Annotated in this window: 15 protein-coding genes; 5 read left to right on the forward strand and 10 right to left on the reverse strand. The window is 69.0% G+C overall.

The window, feature by feature from the left end:
- Nucleotides 1-11: 11 nt before the first annotated feature.
- The 3 genes from PHN62_RS01890 to PHN62_RS01900 form a co-directional block, all read right to left on the reverse strand.
- The gene (locus PHN62_RS01890; RefSeq protein WP_300145504.1) at nucleotides 12-1517 is read right to left on the reverse strand and encodes a VOC family protein; all 1506 of its coding nucleotides are present in this window, start codon (nucleotides 1515-1517) and stop codon (nucleotides 12-14) included.
- On the reverse strand, nucleotides 1514-2131 hold the full coding sequence (locus PHN62_RS01895; protein ID WP_300145506.1) for a glutathione S-transferase N-terminal domain-containing protein: 618 nt from the start codon (nucleotides 2129-2131) through the stop codon (nucleotides 1514-1516). Before PHN62_RS01895 ends, PHN62_RS01890 begins: the two co-directional genes overlap by 4 nt.
- A 176-nt stretch (nucleotides 2132-2307) precedes the next feature.
- A complete protein-coding gene (locus tag PHN62_RS01900; protein WP_300145509.1) occupies nucleotides 2308-4311 on the reverse strand; it encodes a protein meaA in 2004 nt (667 codons plus the stop codon).
- A 391-nt stretch (nucleotides 4312-4702) separates the two neighbouring features.
- On the opposite strand from PHN62_RS01900, the gene PHN62_RS01905 reads away from it, so the two are divergent.
- A complete protein-coding gene (locus PHN62_RS01905) occupies nucleotides 4703-6190 on the forward strand; it encodes a DEAD/DEAH box helicase (protein ID WP_300145512.1) in 1488 nt (495 codons plus the stop codon).
- Between the two features lie 406 nt (nucleotides 6191-6596).
- On the opposite strand, the gene rlmH is transcribed toward PHN62_RS01905, so the two are convergent.
- The gene (gene rlmH / locus PHN62_RS01910; RefSeq protein ID WP_300145515.1) at nucleotides 6597-7064 is read right to left on the reverse strand and encodes a 23S rRNA (pseudouridine(1915)-N(3))-methyltransferase RlmH; all 468 of its coding nucleotides are present in this window, start codon (nucleotides 7062-7064) and stop codon (nucleotides 6597-6599) included.
- A 10-nt stretch (nucleotides 7065-7074) separates the two neighbouring features.
- Entirely contained in the window at nucleotides 7075-7455 is a 381-nt protein-coding gene (rsfS, locus tag PHN62_RS01915) for a ribosome silencing factor (RefSeq protein ID WP_300145952.1), read from the reverse strand.
- 270 nt (nucleotides 7456-7725) lie between these two features.
- On the opposite strand from rsfS, the gene gshB reads away from it, so the two are divergent.
- Together gshB and PHN62_RS01925 are read left to right on the forward strand one after the other, a co-directional pair.
- On the forward strand, nucleotides 7726-8673 hold the full coding sequence (gshB, locus tag PHN62_RS01920) for a glutathione synthase (protein ID WP_300145518.1): 948 nt from the start codon (nucleotides 7726-7728) through the stop codon (nucleotides 8671-8673).
- 21 nt (nucleotides 8674-8694) lie between these two features.
- Nucleotides 8695-9735: an alpha/beta hydrolase gene (locus PHN62_RS01925; RefSeq protein WP_300145520.1), complete on the forward strand. Its 1041-nt coding sequence runs from the start codon at nucleotides 8695-8697 to the stop codon at nucleotides 9733-9735.
- A gap of 4 nt (nucleotides 9736-9739) precedes the next feature.
- Here the strand turns inward: PHN62_RS01925 and PHN62_RS01930 are convergent, their stop codons facing one another.
- Complete coding sequence (locus PHN62_RS01930; protein WP_300145522.1) at nucleotides 9740-10177, reverse strand: hypothetical protein; 438 nt, start codon at nucleotides 10175-10177, stop codon at nucleotides 9740-9742.
- A 103-nt stretch (nucleotides 10178-10280) separates the two neighbouring features.
- A complete protein-coding gene (locus tag PHN62_RS01935) occupies nucleotides 10281-11939 on the reverse strand; it encodes an electron transfer flavoprotein-ubiquinone oxidoreductase (protein ID WP_300145524.1) in 1659 nt (552 codons plus the stop codon).
- A 300-nt stretch (nucleotides 11940-12239) separates the two neighbouring features.
- On the opposite strand from PHN62_RS01935, the gene cysS reads away from it, so the two are divergent.
- A complete protein-coding gene (cysS, locus tag PHN62_RS01940; RefSeq protein ID WP_300145527.1) occupies nucleotides 12240-13613 on the forward strand; it encodes a cysteine--tRNA ligase in 1374 nt (457 codons plus the stop codon).
- A 30-nt stretch (nucleotides 13614-13643) separates the two neighbouring features.
- On the opposite strand, the gene PHN62_RS01945 is transcribed toward cysS, so the two are convergent.
- Nucleotides 13644-15248 (reverse strand): ABC-F family ATP-binding cassette domain-containing protein, encoded by a 1605-nt coding sequence (locus tag PHN62_RS01945; RefSeq protein ID WP_300145530.1) that lies wholly within the window; start codon nucleotides 15246-15248, stop codon nucleotides 13644-13646.
- Between the two features lie 170 nt (nucleotides 15249-15418).
- Nucleotides 15419-16507 carry a PAN domain-containing protein gene (locus PHN62_RS01950; protein WP_300145533.1) on the reverse strand — a complete coding sequence of 363 codons (1089 nt, stop codon included), beginning with the start codon at nucleotides 16505-16507 and terminating at the stop codon, nucleotides 15419-15421.
- 142 nt (nucleotides 16508-16649) lie between these two features.
- On the opposite strand from PHN62_RS01950, the gene PHN62_RS01955 reads away from it, so the two are divergent.
- Entirely contained in the window at nucleotides 16650-17774 is a 1125-nt protein-coding gene (locus tag PHN62_RS01955; RefSeq protein WP_300145536.1) for an anhydro-N-acetylmuramic acid kinase, read from the forward strand.
- 7 nt (nucleotides 17775-17781) lie between these two features.
- On the opposite strand, the gene PHN62_RS01960 is transcribed toward PHN62_RS01955, so the two are convergent.
- Complete coding sequence (locus PHN62_RS01960; RefSeq protein WP_300145539.1) at nucleotides 17782-18354, reverse strand: histidine phosphatase family protein; 573 nt, start codon at nucleotides 18352-18354, stop codon at nucleotides 17782-17784.
- Nucleotides 18355-18391: the final 37 nt, after the last annotated feature.

Below are 18391 nucleotides of genomic sequence, written 5' to 3' on the forward strand. Positions count from 1 at the left end.
GTCGGATCGCCTCAAGCGGGCTTCAGCCATTCCCGCAGGATCTCTTCGTCGCCGGGCGTCAGGGCATGCCCGAAGGCGGCCTGCCGAAGCTCCGCCGAGGCCCCCGCCCGCCTCAGAGCCTCCGCCAGAGGCTCCGCGGAGGGATCGCTCGCGCCGGTCAGCAGAAGCGCTTCGGCAGGCGCGGGCGCCGCGCCGGGATCGGCCTCAAGCACCATCTGCGGACGCAGAAGCGCCGCCCGACGGATCGCGCCCGGATGCAGCAGCATGGCCGCGCCCAGGATGTTCGCGCCATTGGACCAGCCCAGAACCGCCACGCGCTCCGGATCCAGCCCATAGGCCCGTTGCGCCTCCTCCAGCGTCCAGACCAGAGCCTCAGCCTCGGCGCGGAGGTCGGCCTGATCGAAGAGCCGCCCCGGCAGACGCCGGAACCAGCGATGGCTTCCCTCCTCCGTGCTGCGGCCCCGCAGCCCGAGCAGCGTGGCGCGCGGCGCGACCCGCGCGGCGAAGGGCATCAGATCCGCCTCCATCCCCGCCGAGCCATGCAGCAGGATCAGCGTCGAGCCGTCGGGCTCCGCGCCTTCGGGATCGCGGAAACGATGCACGAAGGGCAGATCCCGTCGAGGCCGCCGCGGCTCGCCGGGCAGGGCGAATTGCGGCAGCATCGCCGCCAGATCCTCGACGCCTGCGGCGCGGGGCGGGAAGAACAGCTGCGTCCCGAGGCTCTCCTCCGGCTCGTCGAGCAGGAAGCCCGGCCCGTCGGAGGCGCATTCGATCAGGGAGCCGCCCGGCTCGCGGACATAGAAGGAGAAGAAATATTGCCGGTCGCGAAGGGAGGTCTCCGCGCCTTCCGCCGCGAACTCCGCCGCCAGAGCCCGCACGGCGGCTTCGTCCGGCGCGCGGAAGGCGACGTGATCCGCCGCCCCCGTCCCCGCCACGCCCGGATAGAAGCCGGTGGCGTCGCGGACGTCCAGAGCGTCGGTCTCCGAGATCATCCGCTGAATCGCGCCCTCGCGCGGCCCCGCCCGATAGCCGAAGCGCGCCACGAAAGCGGCGGTCTCCTCGGGCTTTTCGGTCAGCAGGGTCACGGCCCGGATGCGGATCGGCTCCGGCGCCGCGCCTTCCGGCGCCTCCACGCCCACCAGCTTGACGATCACGCCGTCCGGATCCTTCAGGCGCAAGACCGTCTCGCCGAATTCGCGGCCCGGACTTTCATGCGGAACGCGATGCTCCATGGCCCGCGTCAGCCAATGGCCGAGGCTCTCCTTCGGCACGGAGAGCGCCACCTCGCCCACCTGGCCATGTCCGGCGCGGCCCGAGGCGCCGTCCTCCCAGACGAGGAAGGTCAGCAGCGTCCCCGGCGAGCCTGTGCGGTCGCCGTAGAACAGATGCAGCTGAGTCGGGTCGGCGTAGCCGCCCGTCCGCTTGACGAGGCGAAGGCCCAGAAATCCGACGTAGAAATCCACATTGGCCTGAACCCGCCGCGTCACCAGCGTGACGTGATGAATCCCGCTGGTCACTTCGCGGCTTCCCGCGCGAGGACCGTCTTCACCTTCTCGTCGGCGGCGAGGCGGTCATGCAGCGCCATGACGTTCGGATAGGCGCCCATGCCCTCGGGCAGCTTGGCCCGGCCCCAACGGATCATCGGGAAGGCGTAGGCGTCCATGACCGAACGGCCCTCAAGGATCCATTCGCGGCCCTGAAGATGGGCGTCGAGGATCTTGAAGCGCTTGCGCACCAGATCAAGCCCCGCCGCGCGGGTCGCGGCGAGCCCCGCCTCGGAGCGATCCGTGGTGTAGCGGTCGGGCATGAAGACCGGGTAGAAGGAGGGATGCAGATCCCCCGTGAAGAAGCTCGACCAGCGGTGAGCCTCGGCCGCCGCGCGCAGGCCCTCGCCGCCCGCAAGCTTCGCCTCGGGATGCCTGGCCGCCAGATATTCGAGGATCGCGCCCGCCTGAGTCAGAATCCAGCCGTCCTCCTCCTTGAGCGCGGGCACGGCGCCCGAAGGATTCACGGCGACGAGCTCCGGCGAGCCATAGGTCACCCGATGCGCCTCATAGGGCGCGCCGATCCACTCCAGCGCGATATGCGGCGCGAGGGAGCAGGCGCCGGGCGCGTAAAACAACGTGGTCATGGGGATTTCCTCCGGATTCGGTTTTGTCGTCAGGGATATGGGAAAGCTTATGCGGCTTTCTCCAGAGGCGGACAACCCGAAGCCGAGAAACAGTCAGATTCGGACCGGCCCCTTGAACAGGAAAAGCCCGCCCCGGCGCTCCGGAGCGGGCTTTCTGAAATCTCCTGCGGGAAGGGTCAGGCGGCGGCTCTGGCCGCCTGAGCCTCGACCATGTCCACGATCTCGCTCATGATCCTGGTGAGGTCGAAGTCCTTGGGCGTATAGACGCGCGTCACGCCGGATTTCAGCAGAAGCTCGGCGTCGGAATCGGGGATGATGCCGCCCACGATCACGATGACGTCGTTCATCTCCAGAGCCTTCATGCGCTCCAGCACCTCCTCGACGAGCGCCAGATGCGAGCCCGAGAGAATCGAGAGCCCCACCACATGCACGCTCTCTTCGAGCGCCGAGTTGACGATCTGGGCGGGGGTCAGGCGGATGCCTTCATAGACGACTTCGAAGCCGCAATCCCGGCCGCGCACCGCGATCTGTTCGGCGCCGTTGGAATGGCCGTCGAGGCCCGGCTTGCCGACCAGCATCTTGATGCGCCGTCCGAGCGCGCCCGAAACCTCCTCCACGCGCTGACGCACGGCCTTCATGCGCACGAGATCGGTGGTGGGGGCCGAGGAGGCCGCAGAAACGCCCGTGGGCGCGCGGAACTCGCCGAAGATCTCGCGGAGCGCTCCGCCCCATTCGCCCGTCGTGGCGCCCGCCCGCGCCGCGATGATCGAAGGCGGCATGACGTTGCGGCCTTCCTTCGCCGCGGCCTTCAGCTCGGCGAGGGCGGCCTGGACGGCCTTCTCGTCGCGCTGGGCGCGCCAGGCCTTGAGCGAGGCGATCTGTTCGGCCTCCACCGCCGGATCCACCACGAGGATGGCGCCGTCTCCGCCCGAAAGCGGCGAGGGCTCGCCGGAAGTGTACTTGTTCACGCCCACGACGATCTGTTCGCCGGATTCGATCCGCGCCAGACGCGCCGCGTTCGATTCCACCAGGCGCCGCTTCATGTAATCCAGAGCGTTGAGCGCGCCGCCCATCTCCTCGATGCGGGCCAGCTCCTCGCGGGCGCCGGTCTTCAGCTCCTCGACCCTGGCGGCCACCACCGGCGAGCCGTCGAAGAGATCGCCATATTCGAGGAGATCCGTCTCGAAGGCGAGGATCTGCTGCATGCGCAGAGACCATTGCTGATCCCAGGGACGCGGCAGGCCCAGAGCCTCGTTCCAGGCGGGAAGCTGGAGGGCGCGGGCGCGGGCGTTCTTGGAGATCGTCACCGCGAGGGCCTCGATGAGGATGCGGTAGACGTTGTTCTCGGGCTGCTGCTCGGTCAGGCCGAGGCTGTTGACCTGCACGCCGTAACGGAAACGCCGCAGCCTTTCGTCCGTGACGCCATAGCGGGTTTCGGCGATCTCCTCCCAGAGTTCGCTGAAGGCGCGCATCTTGCACATCTCGGTGATGAAGCGCATCCCGGCGTTCACGAAGAAGGAGAGCCGCCCGAGGATCTGACCCAGGGTCTCGGCGGGGATCTCCTTGCGGGCCTTCAGCGAATCCAGAACCGCGATGGCCGTCGCCAGAGCATAGGCGAGCTCCTGTTCGGGCGTCGCGCCCGCCTCCTGGAGGTGATAGGAGCAGACGTTCATGGGGTTCCATTTCGGAACCTCGGTGAGGGTGTAGGCGGCGACGTCGCCCACCAGCCGGATCGAGGGAACCGGCGGATAGACATAGGCGCCGCGCGAGAGATATTCCTTGATCAGGTCGTTCTGGGTGGTGCCCTGAAGGCTCTTCGGATCGACGCCCTGAGCCTCCGCCGTGGCGATGTAGAGCGCGAGCAGCCAGGGGGCCGTCGCGTTGATCGTCATGGAGGTGTTCATGCGGTCGAGCGGAATCCCGTCGAGCAGGGCCTTCATGTCGCCCAGATGGCTGACCGGAACGCCCACCTTGCCCACTTCGCCGCGCGCCAGAGGATCGTCGGAATCATAGCCGGTCTGGGTCGGCAGGTCGAAGGCGATGGAGAGGCCCGTCTGACCCTTCGCCAGATTGCTGCGATACAACGCGTTGGACTTCGCCGCCGTGGAGTGGCCGGCGTAGGTGCGCATGAGCCAGGGCGCGTCGCGGGTGGCGGTCGGCTTGGGAGCGGCGTCGGACATGGACTCGGATTCCAGAATTGGCGCGAGGGCGCGGCCTCGCGCGGCATGGGGTCTGGCGCGACTATACCCATCCTTCGCCGCAGCGCAAAAGCAATATTAAGTCTCAAGCGGGCCTCAGGACGAAGGGATGATGCGCAAATCGCCGAATCAGACCCGAAAGGCCTTGCGCGCGCCCCTCCTCTGCGCCTCCGCCCCGATCCCGACCGGAGAGGCCGCCCCGATCCTCCGCCTCTCCCTTGCGCGCCCCGAGCGACGAAAGGCCTCAGAGCCCTCTGCGCCTCCCTTGCGCCGCAGCGAAGGTTTGACATTCCCTGCGTCAGGGCGCATGTTGCCCATGCGCCGCAGTCCAATGACCTGCGAGGCGCCATTTCAAGATGAGTTTAAGCGGTCAATGACGTTTGACGAACTGAATCTGCCTCCTCCGCTCCTTCAGGCCATCGCGGATGCGGGCTACAAGGAGCCGACGCCCATTCAGGCCGAGGCCATCCCGCATGCGCTGGCGGGCCGGGACGTCCTCGGCATCGCGCAGACGGGCACCGGCAAGACGGCCTCCTTCACCCTGCCGATGATCGCCCGTCTGGCTCAGGGCCGCGCCAAGGCGCGCATGCCGCGTTCGCTGATCCTCGCGCCGACGCGCGAACTGGCCGCCCAGGTGGCCGAGAACTTCGAGACCTACGGCAAGCATTACAAGCTCACCATGGCCCTGCTGATCGGCGGCGTGTCCTTCAACGAGCAGGACAAGCTGATCGACCGCGGCGTGGACGTGCTGATCGCCACGCCCGGACGCCTGCTGGACCACGTCGAGCGCGGCAAGCTCATGCTGACCGGCGTGCAGATCATGGTCGTGGACGAAGCCGACCGCATGCTGGACATGGGCTTCATCCCCGACATCGAGCGCATCTTCAAGCTCACGCCCTTCACGCGCCAGACGCTGTTCTTCTCGGCCACCATGCCGCCGGAGATCGTCAAGCTGACGAGCGAGTTCCTCCAGGCGCCGGTGCGGGTCGAGGTGGCGCGTCCCGCCACCACCGCCGAGACCGTGACCCAGGGGCTGCGTTCCGTCGAGGGCGGCGGCGGCCGCGAGGCCGAAGCCAAGCGCAAGCGCGACGTGCTGCGCGCCATCCTCAAGGGCGAAGGCGACAAGCTGCGCAACGCCATCATCTTCTGCAACCGCAAGCGCGACGTGGGCGTTCTCTACAAATCGCTCGAAATGCACGGCTTTTCGGTCGGCGCGCTGCATGGCGACCTCGACCAGCATGTGCGCATGCGGGTGCTGGACGGCTTCCGCAACGGCGCCATCCAGCTTCTGGTCGCTTCGGACGTGGCCGCGCGCGGGCTCGACATCCCCGACGTCAGCCATGTGTTCAACTTCGACGCCCCGACCCATCCCGAGGATTACGTCCACCGCATCGGCCGCACCGGCCGCGCCGGACGCTCGGGCACGGCCTACACCCTCGTGCTGCCCAGCGACGCCAAATACATCGGACAGATCGAGGATCTGATCAAGAAGCCCATTCCGCGCCTCGAAGCTCCCGGCAAGGCCCGCGCCGAAGCCGTCGAACCCGAGACGGTCGAGGAGGCGCCCCGCGCCGAATCCCAGGATCGCCGTCCCCGGAACGAATCCCGCCGTCGGCCCGCCGAGAGCGAGTCGCGCGGTCCGCGCCGCAACGAGCCCCGGAACGATCCGCGCGCCGCGCCGCCAGTCCGCGACCGCAACGACCGCCCCGAAAGGGGAGGCCGCGGACGTCGGCGCCATGAGGAAGAGGAAGCCGACGAGAACGTCCTCGGCTTCGGAGATCACGTCCCGGCCTTCATGCTCATCCCGACGCCCGTTCCCGCCCGGCGCAAGGAGAACGAAGGCGAGGAGATCGCCGCCTGAGCCTTTCAGGTTCGGGGGTTGGTCGGCCTCAGGAAAAATTGGGAGCGTCGCCCGCGAGGGCGGCGCTCTCCTGTTTCAGGCCAGGCTCCGAGGCTGGGAAAGGGCTCTGGAGCGCCGCCCGATCCATGGCTTGCGGAAGCCCGGAGGAAACGCCTGATCCTGCTGCGCTCGGGTCGGCCCCCTGACGAAAGGCGGAAGATCGCCGCCTCAGCTCAGGTGCGGTCTCCGGGCGTCAGGTCGGGTCGACCTGGAATCCTGCGCGAGAGCCTGCTTCTTGCGGGAGAGGCTTTCCCGGATCGCGCCGGGGTTCAGGCGTGAAAATCCTGAAATCCGGGCTGTTCAAGCTCCGGGTCCAGGAAATTTCAGGGGCTCGCCGCGCCCCGAGACGGGGGCGAGAGGCGGCGCCTCATTCCCGATGATAGGGGTGGCCCGCGAGAATCGAGGCGGCGCGATAGAGCTGTTCGGCCAGCACCGCTCTGGCCAGCATGTGCGGCAAGGTGAGGCGTCCGAGCGACACCACCCAGTCCGCCCGCTCGCGCAGGATCTCGGCGTGGCCGTCGGCGCCGCCGATGAGGAAGGCGGCCTCCGCCGCGCCCCCGTCGCGCCAGCGCCCGAGCCTTCTTGCGAAATCGAGGCTTGAAGGAGTCTCGCCGCGCTCGTCCAGCGCGACGAGCTTCGCGCCCGACGGCGCGCGCTCCAGCAGCAGCGCGCTTTCCTCCTCGCGACGGCCCGACCTGGCCTCCAGTTCGAGAAGCCGCGCCGGACCGAAGCCGACGCCTCGCCCCATGGGCGCGAGGCGCTGGAGGTAATCCTCGGTCAGAGTCTTCTCCGGCCCCGGACGCGCCCGCCCGAGAGCGAGGATCGTCAGCCGCATGAGATGCGGCTCATTCTTCCCCGGGCTCGAATTTCGAGGTCACGTTGCGCCGCTCGAGCGGCTCCTCGTCCGGCCCCAGCCAGATGCGCTCCAGGGTGTAGAAGTCGCGCACCTCGGGGCGGAAGACATGCACGATCACGTCCCCCGCATCGACCAGCGCCCAGTCGCCGCCCTCGACGCCTTCGGCGCGCGCCACCAGCCCGAGCTTGCCTTTCAGCCGCTCCATGAGCTTCTCGGCGATGGTGGTGACATGGCGCGTCGAGCGGCCGTTGGCGATGATCATGTAGTCGGCGAGGGGGGTTTTCCGACGCAGGTCGATGACTGCGATGTCTTCGGCCTTGTCGTCGTCCATCGCCTCCAGCGCGGCCGCGAGCAGCTCTTCCGGCGCGATTTCGGGCTTGGGAGGCTCTCCGGCGGCTGAGAGGGGTTCGGCGGCGGGGCCGGAATCAGTCGGCGTTTGCACGTTCAGCTTGCAACTCCATGAAAGCCGCTCGCGCGAGCCGGGAATCGGCGGGCGGAGGCGGAGGTTGCGGAATCCCCCTCAGGATAGCCCCAAGCGCGGCGGCGCTCAAGCCCGGGCCTCTATTCTCTGGCGCGGGGCGCCCGATCGGATAATCTGCGCCGGATTCGCCTGTCTCCGCCCCCCTTTCGGAAGATCCTCATGAGCCTTCACGTCGCCGTCCAGATGGACCCCATCGGCCCCATCGACATCACGCAGGACTCCACCTTCGGCCTGCTGCTCAAGGCCCAGGAGCGCGGGCATCGCCTGAGCTATTACACGCCGGGTCAGCTGTCGCTGAAGGACGGCGTCCCCGTCGCGCGTTCGCGGGGGCTGAAGGTGCGGGCGGTCCAGGGCGATCACGCCGAACTGGGCGAGGAGCGCTTCGGGCCCCTCTCGGATTTCGACGTGATCCTGCTGCGTCAGGATCCGCCCTTCGACATGTCCTATCTGACGACCACCTATTTCCTGGAGCTGGTCCATCCGAAGACCCTGGTGGTCAACGATCCCTTCTGGGTGCGCAACTACCCCGAGAAGCTGCTCGTCACGCAATTCAAGGACCTCACCCCCCCGACCCTCATCACCCGCGATCTCAAGGAGCTTCAGGCCTTTCAGGCGGAGCATGGAGAGATCATCGTCAAGCCCCTGTTCGGCAATGGCGGCGCGGGAGTCTTCCGCGTCCACGCCGACGGCGTGAACCTGCCCTCGCTGCATGAGCTCTACACCGGCATGACGCGCGATCCCTTCATCGCGCAGCGCTATCTGCCCGCCGTGCGCGAGGGCGACAAGCGCATCATCCTCATCGACGGCAAGGCGGTCGGCGGCGTGAACCGCATTCCGGCGCAGAATGAGACGCGTTCGAATCTGCATGTCGGCGGGCGGGCGGCGGCTCTTGAACTCACGAAGCGCGACCACGAGATCTGTGAAGCCATCGGGCCGTTGCTGAAGGAGAAGGGCCAGATCTTCGTCGGGATCGACGTGATCGGAACCCACCTCACCGAGATCAACGTCACCTCGCCGACGGGCGTCTGGCAGATGTCGCGTTTCGACGGGATCGACGGCTTCGGCCTCATCTGGGACGCCATCGAACACAGACGCGCCCAAGGCTGAGCCCAGACAGGAGACGAAGCCATGGAGGACGCGCGCGGTCTGGACGTGACCGGGGACTCCGGCGAGGACCTCACCCGCGAGCCCGGCGCCTTCGGCCGGACGCGCAACGCCGTCCTGAGCTTCGTGCTCCAGAACACCTCGAAGCGTCAGGCCGCCAGAGTGGAGACCCCGCAGAAGGCCCGCCGACGCTTCGCCTTCCGCACGCGCGCCCTGGTGCCTCCGGCGCCCTTCTGGCGGCTGAGGCTGACCCATCAGGAGGTCGAGGGGCCGGGCGGGCGCATTCCCGTGGAATGGGTCGAGGACGGGCCGGTGAAGCCCTTCAACACGATCCTTTACCTGCATGGCGGCGGTTACGTCATGGGCTCTCCCCGGACTCACCGCTCGATCACCTGGCGCCTCGCGCGCGACGCGAAGGCGCGGGTCTGCGCGCCGGATTACCGCCTCGCGCCGGAGAACCGCTTCCCCGCCGCTCTGGAGGACGCCCTCGCGGTCTACGAGCGCCTGCTCGCGGAGGGCGTGAATCCGAAGACCCTCGGGCTCGCGGGAGATTCGGCCGGCGGAGGGCTCTGTCTCGGACTGCTCCAGGAGATCCGCGCGCGGAGCCTGCCCGAGCCTGCGGCTCTGGCGCTGTTCAGCCCCTGGACGGACCTCATGCTCTCGGGCGCGAGCATCGCGGAGAACGCCCATCTCGATCCGCTGCTTCCGGCGGAGCGCATCGGCGAGGTGGTGGAGAGCTACCTCCAGGGCGCCGATCCCTCGGATCCGCGCGCCTCGCCGCTCTACGGAGAGTTCAGGGGCGGGCCGCCGGTGATGATCCAGGTCAGCGACATCGAGATTCTCCGCGACGACGCCTTGCGCATGGTCCGGCGTCTGCGCGAACAGGGCGTGGCCGCCGAGTTCATCCTCTGGCGCGGCCTGCCGCATGTGTTCCAGATCGCGGCGCCCTGGGCCCCCGAGGCCGCGGAGGCCATCGACCGCGCCGCCCGCTTCCTGCGCCGCCACATGGAGGCGGGCGCAGCCTCGGAGAAGCTGCCGCCGCTCTTCGGCGGCTCTGCGCCCTGAGGCCTCAGGGGACCACCCATCTCGCAGGCGTCGCTGTCCAGAAGCGGATCCAGAAGCCGAACAGGACGAAGCCGATCAGACTGCGCTCCATGTAAGGCTGAGGCAGGCTCCAGAAGAGTCCGCCGCCGCCCAGAAGCCCCCAGACCTCCAGAGCGAGGTCCAGCAGCATCGCCCCGACATAGGCGCCGACCACATGCGGACTCAATCCGGCGTCGAGGCTTCGGCGCGCCGCGAAGAAGCCCTGCATCCAGATGGTGGAGAGCCTCAGGAGCAGAATCCCCCCGACGAGCGCGAGGCGCTCCAGATCCAGGCTCCCGTCGCGCTTCATGCCGAGGAGCAGCCTCAGGACGAATTCGGGAATGTTGAAGAATTCGAGCAGGCCCAGAAAGATCGTATAGAGAAAGAAACGCCCTCGCCCGAGGGGCGCCGACGAAGACCACATGCGCGCTCCTCCGGATCGCCGCTTCCCGCTTCGTCTTATCCGCCGGAGGATTAAGGCTCCGTCTTCTGCGCCCCTCCCGCCGGAAGGGAGAGGCGCAGACGCCTCACATGTTCGGGTAGTTCGGGCCCTCGCCGCCCTGAGGCGTCGTCCAGTCGATGTTCTGCGAAGGATCCTTGATGTCGCAGGTCTTGCAGTGGACGCAGTTCTGGAAGTTGATCACGAAACGCGCATCCGGCCCGTCGGCGCCCACCACCTCGTAGACCGCCGCCGGGCAATAGCGTTGCGCGGGCTCGGCGTAGATCGGCAGGTTCACCTTGATCGGAATGCTCGGGTCTCTCAGCAGCAGATGCGGACGCTGCTCCTCGGCGTGGTTGGTGAAGCTGAAGGACACGTTCGTCAGGCGGTCGAAGGTCAGCTTGCCGTCGGGCTTGGGGTAAGCGATGGGCTTGTGCTTGGCGGCGGGCTCGGTGGCCTCGGCGTCGGTCTTGCCATGCTTGAGCGTGAAGGGGCTGGTCCCGAAGATCTGGTTGAGCCACATGTCCGCCCCGCCCAGACCCACGCCGAGCGTCAGGCCCAGCTTCGACCAGAGCGGCTTGACGTTGCGCACGCGGTAAAGGTCCTTGCGGATCGGGCTGCCCTTGCCCTGCACGGCCTCGACGTAGGAGCCGAGTTCGTCGCCCGCGCGGCCCTCGGCGAGGGCGGCGGCGGCGGCCTCGGCGGCGTAGGCGCCCGAGAGCATCGCGTTATGCGAGCCCTTGATGCGCGGCACGTTGACCATGCCCGCCGCGCAGCCGATCAGGGCCCCGCCGGGGAAGACCAGCTTCGGCAGAGACTGCCAGCCGCCTTCCGTGATGGCCCGCGCGCCGTAAGCCACGCGCTTTCCGCCTTCCAGCAGCGGGCGGATGAGCTCATGGCGCTTGAAGCGCTGGAACTCCTCATAGGGCGAAAGATAGGGGTTCGGATAGTTCAGATGGACCACGAAGCCCACATAGACCTGATTTTTTTCAAAGTGATAGCAGAAGCTGCCGCCGCCCGTGCGCCTGGGCAGAGGCCAGCCCATGGTGTGGGTCACGCGGCCCTGATGGAAGTTCTCGGGCTTGACCTCCCAGAGCTCCTTCATGCCGAGGCCGAATTTCTGCGGCTCGCGGCCTTCCTGAAGCCTGTAGCGCGCGATCAGGATCTTCGCGAGGCTGCCCCGCGCGCCCTCGGCGATGAGGACATATTTGCCGCGCAGCTCCATGCCGGGCTGATAATCGGGGCCGGGGGTTCCGTCATGAGCCAGGCCGAATTCGCCCGCCACCACGCCGACCAGCTCGCCGCCCTCGCCGAAGATCGGCGCCGAAGCCGCCATGCCCGGATAGATCTCGACGCCGAGGCCCTCGGCCTGCTCGGCCAGCCAGCGGCAGACCTCGCCCAGGCTGACGATGTAATTGCCGTGATTGTTCATCAGCGGCGGCATCAGCAGATTCGGGACGCGGATCTCGCCGTCCTGGCCGAGGACGTAGAATTGATCCTCCGTCACCTCCGTACGCAGGGGAGCGCCCGCCGCGCGCCAGTCGGGCAGGAGCCGGTTCAACCCGATGGGGTCGATCACCGCGCCCGAAAGGATATGCGCCCCGACCTCGGACCCCTTCTCCACGAGGCAGACCGAAAGGTTCTCGTCGATCTGCTTCAGCCGGATCGCCGCCGACAATCCGGCGGGGCCTCCGCCCACGATGACGACGTCATATTCCATAGCTTCGCGTTCGACGTCGCTCGCCATTGGCTGAGACCTCCTTTATGGGCTTGTCCGCCCGGATTCGTCCTTGCTGACGACAGAAGATTACCGATCCGGCCGCGCCAGAGCAACGCTGACGCAGCGACGTTCTGGGTCAACTCCTTTCGCCGCCTCATTCCCGCTTGACGGGCGTCGCCGATTGCGGGCATGCTCGGGGCCATGACGAAACAGCCCGCCTCTGCTTCATCCTTCTGTAGCCGCCGCTGACCGGTTCGGCGCGCGGGGCTTCTTCGTCCTGATTTTCCGTGACAGCGCCTCCGGTCCCTTGCGGCAGGAGAATCCTTCATGGTCGTCTTGCAGCTTCACAACAGCCTCACGCGCGAGAAAGCCCCCTTCGCGCCGCTCGATCCCGAGCGCGTGCGGATGTATGTCTGCGGGCCGACCGTCTACGACCGCGCGCATATGGGCAACGCCCGGCCCGTGGTGGTCTTCGACGTGCTGTTCCGGCTGCTCCGCCATGTCCATGGGCCGCAGCAGGTCGTCTATGCGCGGAACTTCACCGACGTGGATGACAAGATCAACGCCAGAGCCGCCGAGACCCGCCGCAGCATCTACGACATCACCGAGCAGACCATCGGCTGGTTTCATCAGGACATGGACGCGCTCGGGGCTCTGCGCCCGAACCATGAGCCGCGCGCCACGGCCTACATCAAGCAGATGGTCCGGATGATCGGCGAGCTGATCGCCCATGGCGCGGCCTATGAGGCGGAAGGGCATGTGTTGTTCCATGTCCCCTCCGATCCGGGCTACGGGCGGCTGTCGCGGCGCTCGCTCAAGGAGATGATCGCCGGGGCGCGGGTCGAGGTGGCGCCCTACAAGCGCGATCCGATGGATTTCGTGCTCTGGAAGCCCTCGACGCCCGATCAACCCGGCTGGCGCAGCCCCTGGGGCGTCGGGCGTCCGGGCTGGCACATCGAATGCTCGGCCATGTCGGAGGAGCTGCTCGGGACGGATTTCGACATCCACGCCGGGGGCATCGACCTGCAATTCCCCCACCACGAGAACGAATGCGCGCAATCGCTCTGCGCCAGGCCGGGCAGCGGCTTCGCGCGGGTCTGGATGCATAACGGCATCCTGACCATCGACGGCGAGAAAATGTCGAAATCCCTCGGCAATTTCATCACGCCGCGCGCCTTGCTCGACAAGGGGATTCCCGGCGAGGTCCTGCGCTTCTCCCTGCTGACGGCCCATTACCGCCAGCCGCTCGACTGGACGGAGCGTCTGCTGGAGGACTCCCGCCGCACGCTGGAGAAATGGCGCCGCATCGCCGGAGAGGCCGCGCCCGCCGCCGAGCCTCCCGCCGGAGTTCTGGCGGCTCTGGCGGACGACCTCAACACGCCGCTGGCCATCGCCGAGCTGCACAAGCTCGCTCACGCGGGCGACGGGGCGGGGCTGAAGGCGGGCGCCGCGCTGATGGGGCTGCTCACGCCGGAAATGGGCGGATGGGACGTCCTCCCCGAAGCCGGAGCGGAAGAAGCCGCGCGCATCGAGGCTCTGCTCGAAGCCCGCGCCGAGGCCAAGAAATCCCGCGACTTCGCCAGGGCCGACGCCCTGCGCGACGGGCTCAAGGCGGCGGGGGTGGTCGTCACGGACAAACCCCAGGGCGCGGAATGGAGCCTCTCGCCGGAATTCGACGCGGCGCGTCTGCCCCAGCCTTGAGAGATCGGGGGGCGTTCTTCGGGACGCCCCCTACTCCGCCAGGATCCCGCCCGGCTCCAGCCGCAGACGCCGCGTCACGCCGAGAGCCTCCAGAAAGGCCGGGTCATGGCTGACGACGATCAGAGCCCCGTCATAGGCGCCGAGGGCGGCCTCCAGAACCTCGATGGTTTCGAGATCCAGATGATTGGTCGGCTCGTCCAGAAAGAGGAGCTGCGGCGGAGAGGCTCCGCCCAGCGCGCAGGCCAGACCCGCCCTCAGACGCTGCCCGCCGCTGAGGCTCCGCACGGGGCGCAAGGCCGCCTCGTTGCGGAAGAGGAACTGCGCCAGAGCCGCATGAGCCGCGTTCGCATCGGCTGAGGGATTGAGACGACGGAAGTTCTCCAGAAGGCTGTCGTCCTCCCGCAGGATCGCGACGTTCTGATCCAGACAGGCCGCCGCGACGAAGACCTCAGCGCGGCCCGAGACAGGCGCCTCTTCTCCCGCCAGCAGCCGCAGGAGCGTCGTCTTGCCCGCCCCGTTCGGACCCGTCAGCGCGAGGCGCTCCGGCCCGAAGACCTCCAGGGAAACGCCCCGGATCAGCGGTCCCGAAGCCGTCGGCGGCCCGCCCGTCAGATCCTCGGCCCGCAGCACGCGGCGCCCCGCCGGAAGCCCCGTCGGCGGCAGCGTGAAGCTCAGGGCCCGCAGGCGTTCGAGCCTGGCCTCCGCCGCCTCGACCTCCCGCGCGGCCTCGGCGGTCCGGCGCTCGGCCAGCCGCGCCCCCGCGCCGCCCGAGGCCTCCGCGCGCCCCTTGGCGGCGTCGAGCAGGATCTTCGGCGTCCCGCCTTTGGCCCGCGAACGGGCGCCTGCGCCGTCGCGCTTCTCCTTGCGCTCGCGGGAGGTCTGGGCCTTGCGCTCCGTCTCCTCCTGACGCGCGAGCGCCGATTTCACATCCTGCTCCGCCGCCGCCAGAGCCTGAGCCTTGCCCGCGCGATAGAAGCTCCAGCCGCCGCCCCAGAGCGTCGCGCCGAGGCTGGTCAGTTCGAGGATGCTGTCCATCTCCTCCAGCAGCGCGCGGTCATGGCTGACCACCAGAGCCATCCCGCGCCAGCGCGCCAGAAGCCGCCGCACCGCCGCCCGGCCCTCGGAATCGAGGTTGTTGGTGGGCTCGTCGAGCAGGAGGAGATCCGGCTCGCCGAAGCTCAGGGCCGCCAGACGCGCCCGCGTGCGCTGACCGCCCGAAAGCTCCGAGAGAAGCCGATCCGGCGGCGCCTCGAGCCCGACCTCCGCCAGAGCCTCGGCGAAACGCGCCTCCAGCGTCCAGTCGGCGGAGAACAGATCCTCCTCCGAGGCCTCTCCGCGCTCGGCGCGGGCGAGCCGCGCGAAATCCGCGCTCAGGCCGAAGAGATCCGCCAGAGTCTCGCCCTCGGTCGGGGCGAAGGCCTGCCGCAGATGCGCCGCGCGGCCCTCGACGCGGAGGCTCCCGGAGGACGGGCGCTTCAGCCCCGCCACGAGATCCATCAGCACGGATTTGCCCACGCCGTTGCGTCCCACGAGGCCGCAACGCCCCGCAGGCAGGACAAGGCTCAGATCGGAGAGGACCGGACGCCCGTCAGGCGCAACCCAGGAGAGGTGAGAGAGAATCGCCGAAGCCGACATGAGAAGATCCTTTTCCGGAAACCGCAGGGATTTGGGGGAAAGGGATCAGAATCATCGGTCGGGGAACTCCAGTGGCGCGAGGATCGCGCGCTTGACGGCGAAGAAATAGGCCTCCGCCGCCCCCAGCGCAAGAGAGGGCGGCGCAAGGCTCGGCGCGCGTGGCCTCGCCGCTACTCCTGCGGCCCGAGCCAGGGCGCGCCAGGCTTGACGGTCGCGGCGAGCAGCTCGAAGCCCGCCGCTCCGCCGGGCGCCGAGAGGTCATGCAGACAGAGCCGCCCCGCCTCCAGATCGAGGCAGCGCCCGCCCTGCCCCGCCTGACGCAGATTCAGCGACGCCAGAGGCTCGCCGCCCTCCGCCGAGGCGTGGAACTCCACCGTCGGCAGAGAAGCCCGCGCGCCGCCCGCCGTCTCGTAAAACCACGCAGGCCCCGCGCTCCAGCCGGGCGGCAGGGAGAAGGCCAGACCGGTCAGGGCGTCCTCGAAGGCGCAGATCTCCGGGCCGTCGCAGAAAAAGACCGGCGTCGAGAGGTCGAAGGGCGTCGGGTCGAGGGGAATCACGAAGCGCGCTCCGGCGTCGGCCCCCACGCGGATCTCGCCCGCCAGAGAAAACCCCGCGCCCTCGCCCCAGACCCGCCAGAGCCCCGGCTCCAGAGCGGTCTCGAAATCCCCCAGCGCGGGATAGGGCATGGCCATGGCCTCGAAGGCCTGTTTCTCCAGAGGCTCGGCGGACCAGATCACGGGCCGGTCCTCGTGGCCGGGCGGCGGCGCCAGCCGGAGCGGCGTCGTGGCGGCCTCGTCCCGGATCTCCTCGGCCTCCTCCTCGGGCCAGGCCCGGACCAGACGCACCGCGTCGGGCTTGAGCCCCGAGGCCCAGCCCTCGACCGGATCATGATAGGCGTAGTCGAGTTCGGCGCGATATTCGAAGGCGAAGCAGGCCGCCGCTCCCGCTCCGGAGACCTCCGGCGGCTCGTAGCGCCAGCCGGCGCAGACGGAATCCGCCGCGCAGACCGCCGCGCAGGCCTCAGCGCGGCCCTCGGGCGGGAAGGCGAAGCTCCGGAGATCGCCGCGGGAATCGCCGGAGAGATCGCCGGTGGGCTCCAGCCCGACGTCGGCCATCCATTCGGCGCCGGGATAGAGCGTGCGGCTCTCGAAGACGAAGACCGAACCCTCCTCCTGCTTCTGCGCCCATGAGGCTCCCGCATCCGCCACGACCAGCGCGGCCAGCCCCAACCGCCGCCACCATCTCATCCGACCGGCCATGCGCCCTCCTCCTCCCTGTTGTCGATCCGCGCGCATCCTGACAGATCCCGCCGCGCGAGGGAACGCGCCCTTCGGGAGAAGAGCTTGCGCGACGCCCCGCAGAACCCCTAGCTAATGGGAAAGCCATCGGGGAGAAGACGCCATGGAGCCCATCTGGACCGCAGGACTGATGACGGGAACTTCGCTGGACGGTTCCATCGACGCCGCCCTTCTCCGCACCGACGGAGAGCGGATCTTCGAATTCGGACCGGCGCGGCTCGCGCCCTACGACGCCTCCACCCGCGCGCTGCTGGCCGAGACGCTCGCGGCGGCGCGGCTCTGGGCTTTCGAAGGCCCCGAGCCCGCCATCTTCCGCGAGGCCGAGGAGCGCCTGACCCGCGCCCAGGCCGAGGCCGTGCGCGCCCTCGTCGAGGAGGAGGGGCCGGGCATGGCGAAGCTCGGGGCGGTGGGCTTCCACGGACAGACCGTGCTCCATCGGGCGCCGAAATCCGGCCTCCCCGGCCGCACGCGCCAGCTCGGCGACGGCGGGCTGATGAGCCGGATGCTCGGGGGGACGAAGGTGGTCTACGACTTCCGCTCGGCCGATGTGGCGGCGGGAGGCAATGGCGCGCCTCTGGCGCCGGTCTATCACGCGGCGCTTCTGGAGCGCTCCGTCTGCGGGCCGGAGACGGCGGTGCTGAATCTCGGGGGGGTGGCGAATTTCAGCTGGCGCGCCCCGGACGGCAGGCTCTTCGCCTGCGACACCGGACCCGCCAGCGCCCCCATCGACGACTGGGTGCGCGGCCATGGGCTCGGCGAGATGGACAAGGACGGCGCCCTCGCGCGCAAGGGCCGCGTGGACGAAGCGCGTCTGGCCGGATTGCTGAAGCATCCCTTCTTCGCGGCGCCGCCGCCGAAATCCCTCGACCGCTTCGACTTCCCCGCCGCCATGGCCGAAGGGCTCTCGCCGGAGGACGGAGCGGCGCTGCTGACGGCCTTCGTCGGGGCGACGGTCGGGCTCGGGCTGGATCATCTGCCGCAGCGCCCGAGCCGTCTGATCGTCTCGGGCGGGGGGCGGCGCAATCCGGCGATCATGGAGGCCCTCGCGGAGCGGGCGGGCGTCGAGGCTCTGCGCGCCGAGGATCTCGGCTGGCGCGGCGACATGGTGGAGGCGGAATGCTTCGCCTTCCTCGCGGCCCGGACTCTGCGCGGCCTGCCGATCAGCTTCCCCGAGACCACCGGCGCGCCGCATCCCCTGGCGGGGGGGCGCCTGGCGGAAGCCGATTAGACGCGCCTCAAGGGGCGAGGCGGTTCACGAAGCCCACCGACCAGAGCCCTCCCGGAAGCGCCCGCAGCATCGTGACCGACAGGGGCGCGATCTCGAAACCCAGCGCCCGACCCGGAGACCCCAGCGCCAGCGCCAGAGCGCCGCGCGCCGTCCCCGCATGAGCCACCATGACGAGCCGTCCCTCCTCCCGCGCGGCCTCCTTCAGGGCCGGACGGAGCCTTGCGCAGAGATCGGCGAAGCTCTCGCCCTCCGGAGGCCGGTGACGCGCCAGAGCCGCCCCCGTCAAAGGCCCGAGATCCGGGATTTCAGCGGGCGGCAGACCCTCCCAGGCGCCGAAATCCTGCTCCCGGAGGCGCGGATCCTCGCGGGCGGAGAGCCCCGGAAACAGGGCCTCGGCGGTGGTCCGGCAGCGCAGGGCCGGGCTGACCCACAGCCGGTCCGGCGCCCCGATCCAGCAGCCCAGGGCCGCCCGGATCGCCGTCAGAGGCTCCGGGCCGGGCAGGTCGCAAGGGAGGTCGCGACGCCCCGCAAGCCCGCCGTCGCTTCTTGTGGGGGCGTGGCGGATGATGAAGATCTCCATGACCCGCCTCTTTCCAATCCCGCCCAAGCCTGATTTC

It is taken from the genome of Neomegalonema sp. (genome assembly GCF_028688855.1).
Taxonomy (GTDB): domain Bacteria; phylum Pseudomonadota; class Alphaproteobacteria; order Rhodobacterales; family Rhodobacteraceae; genus Neomegalonema.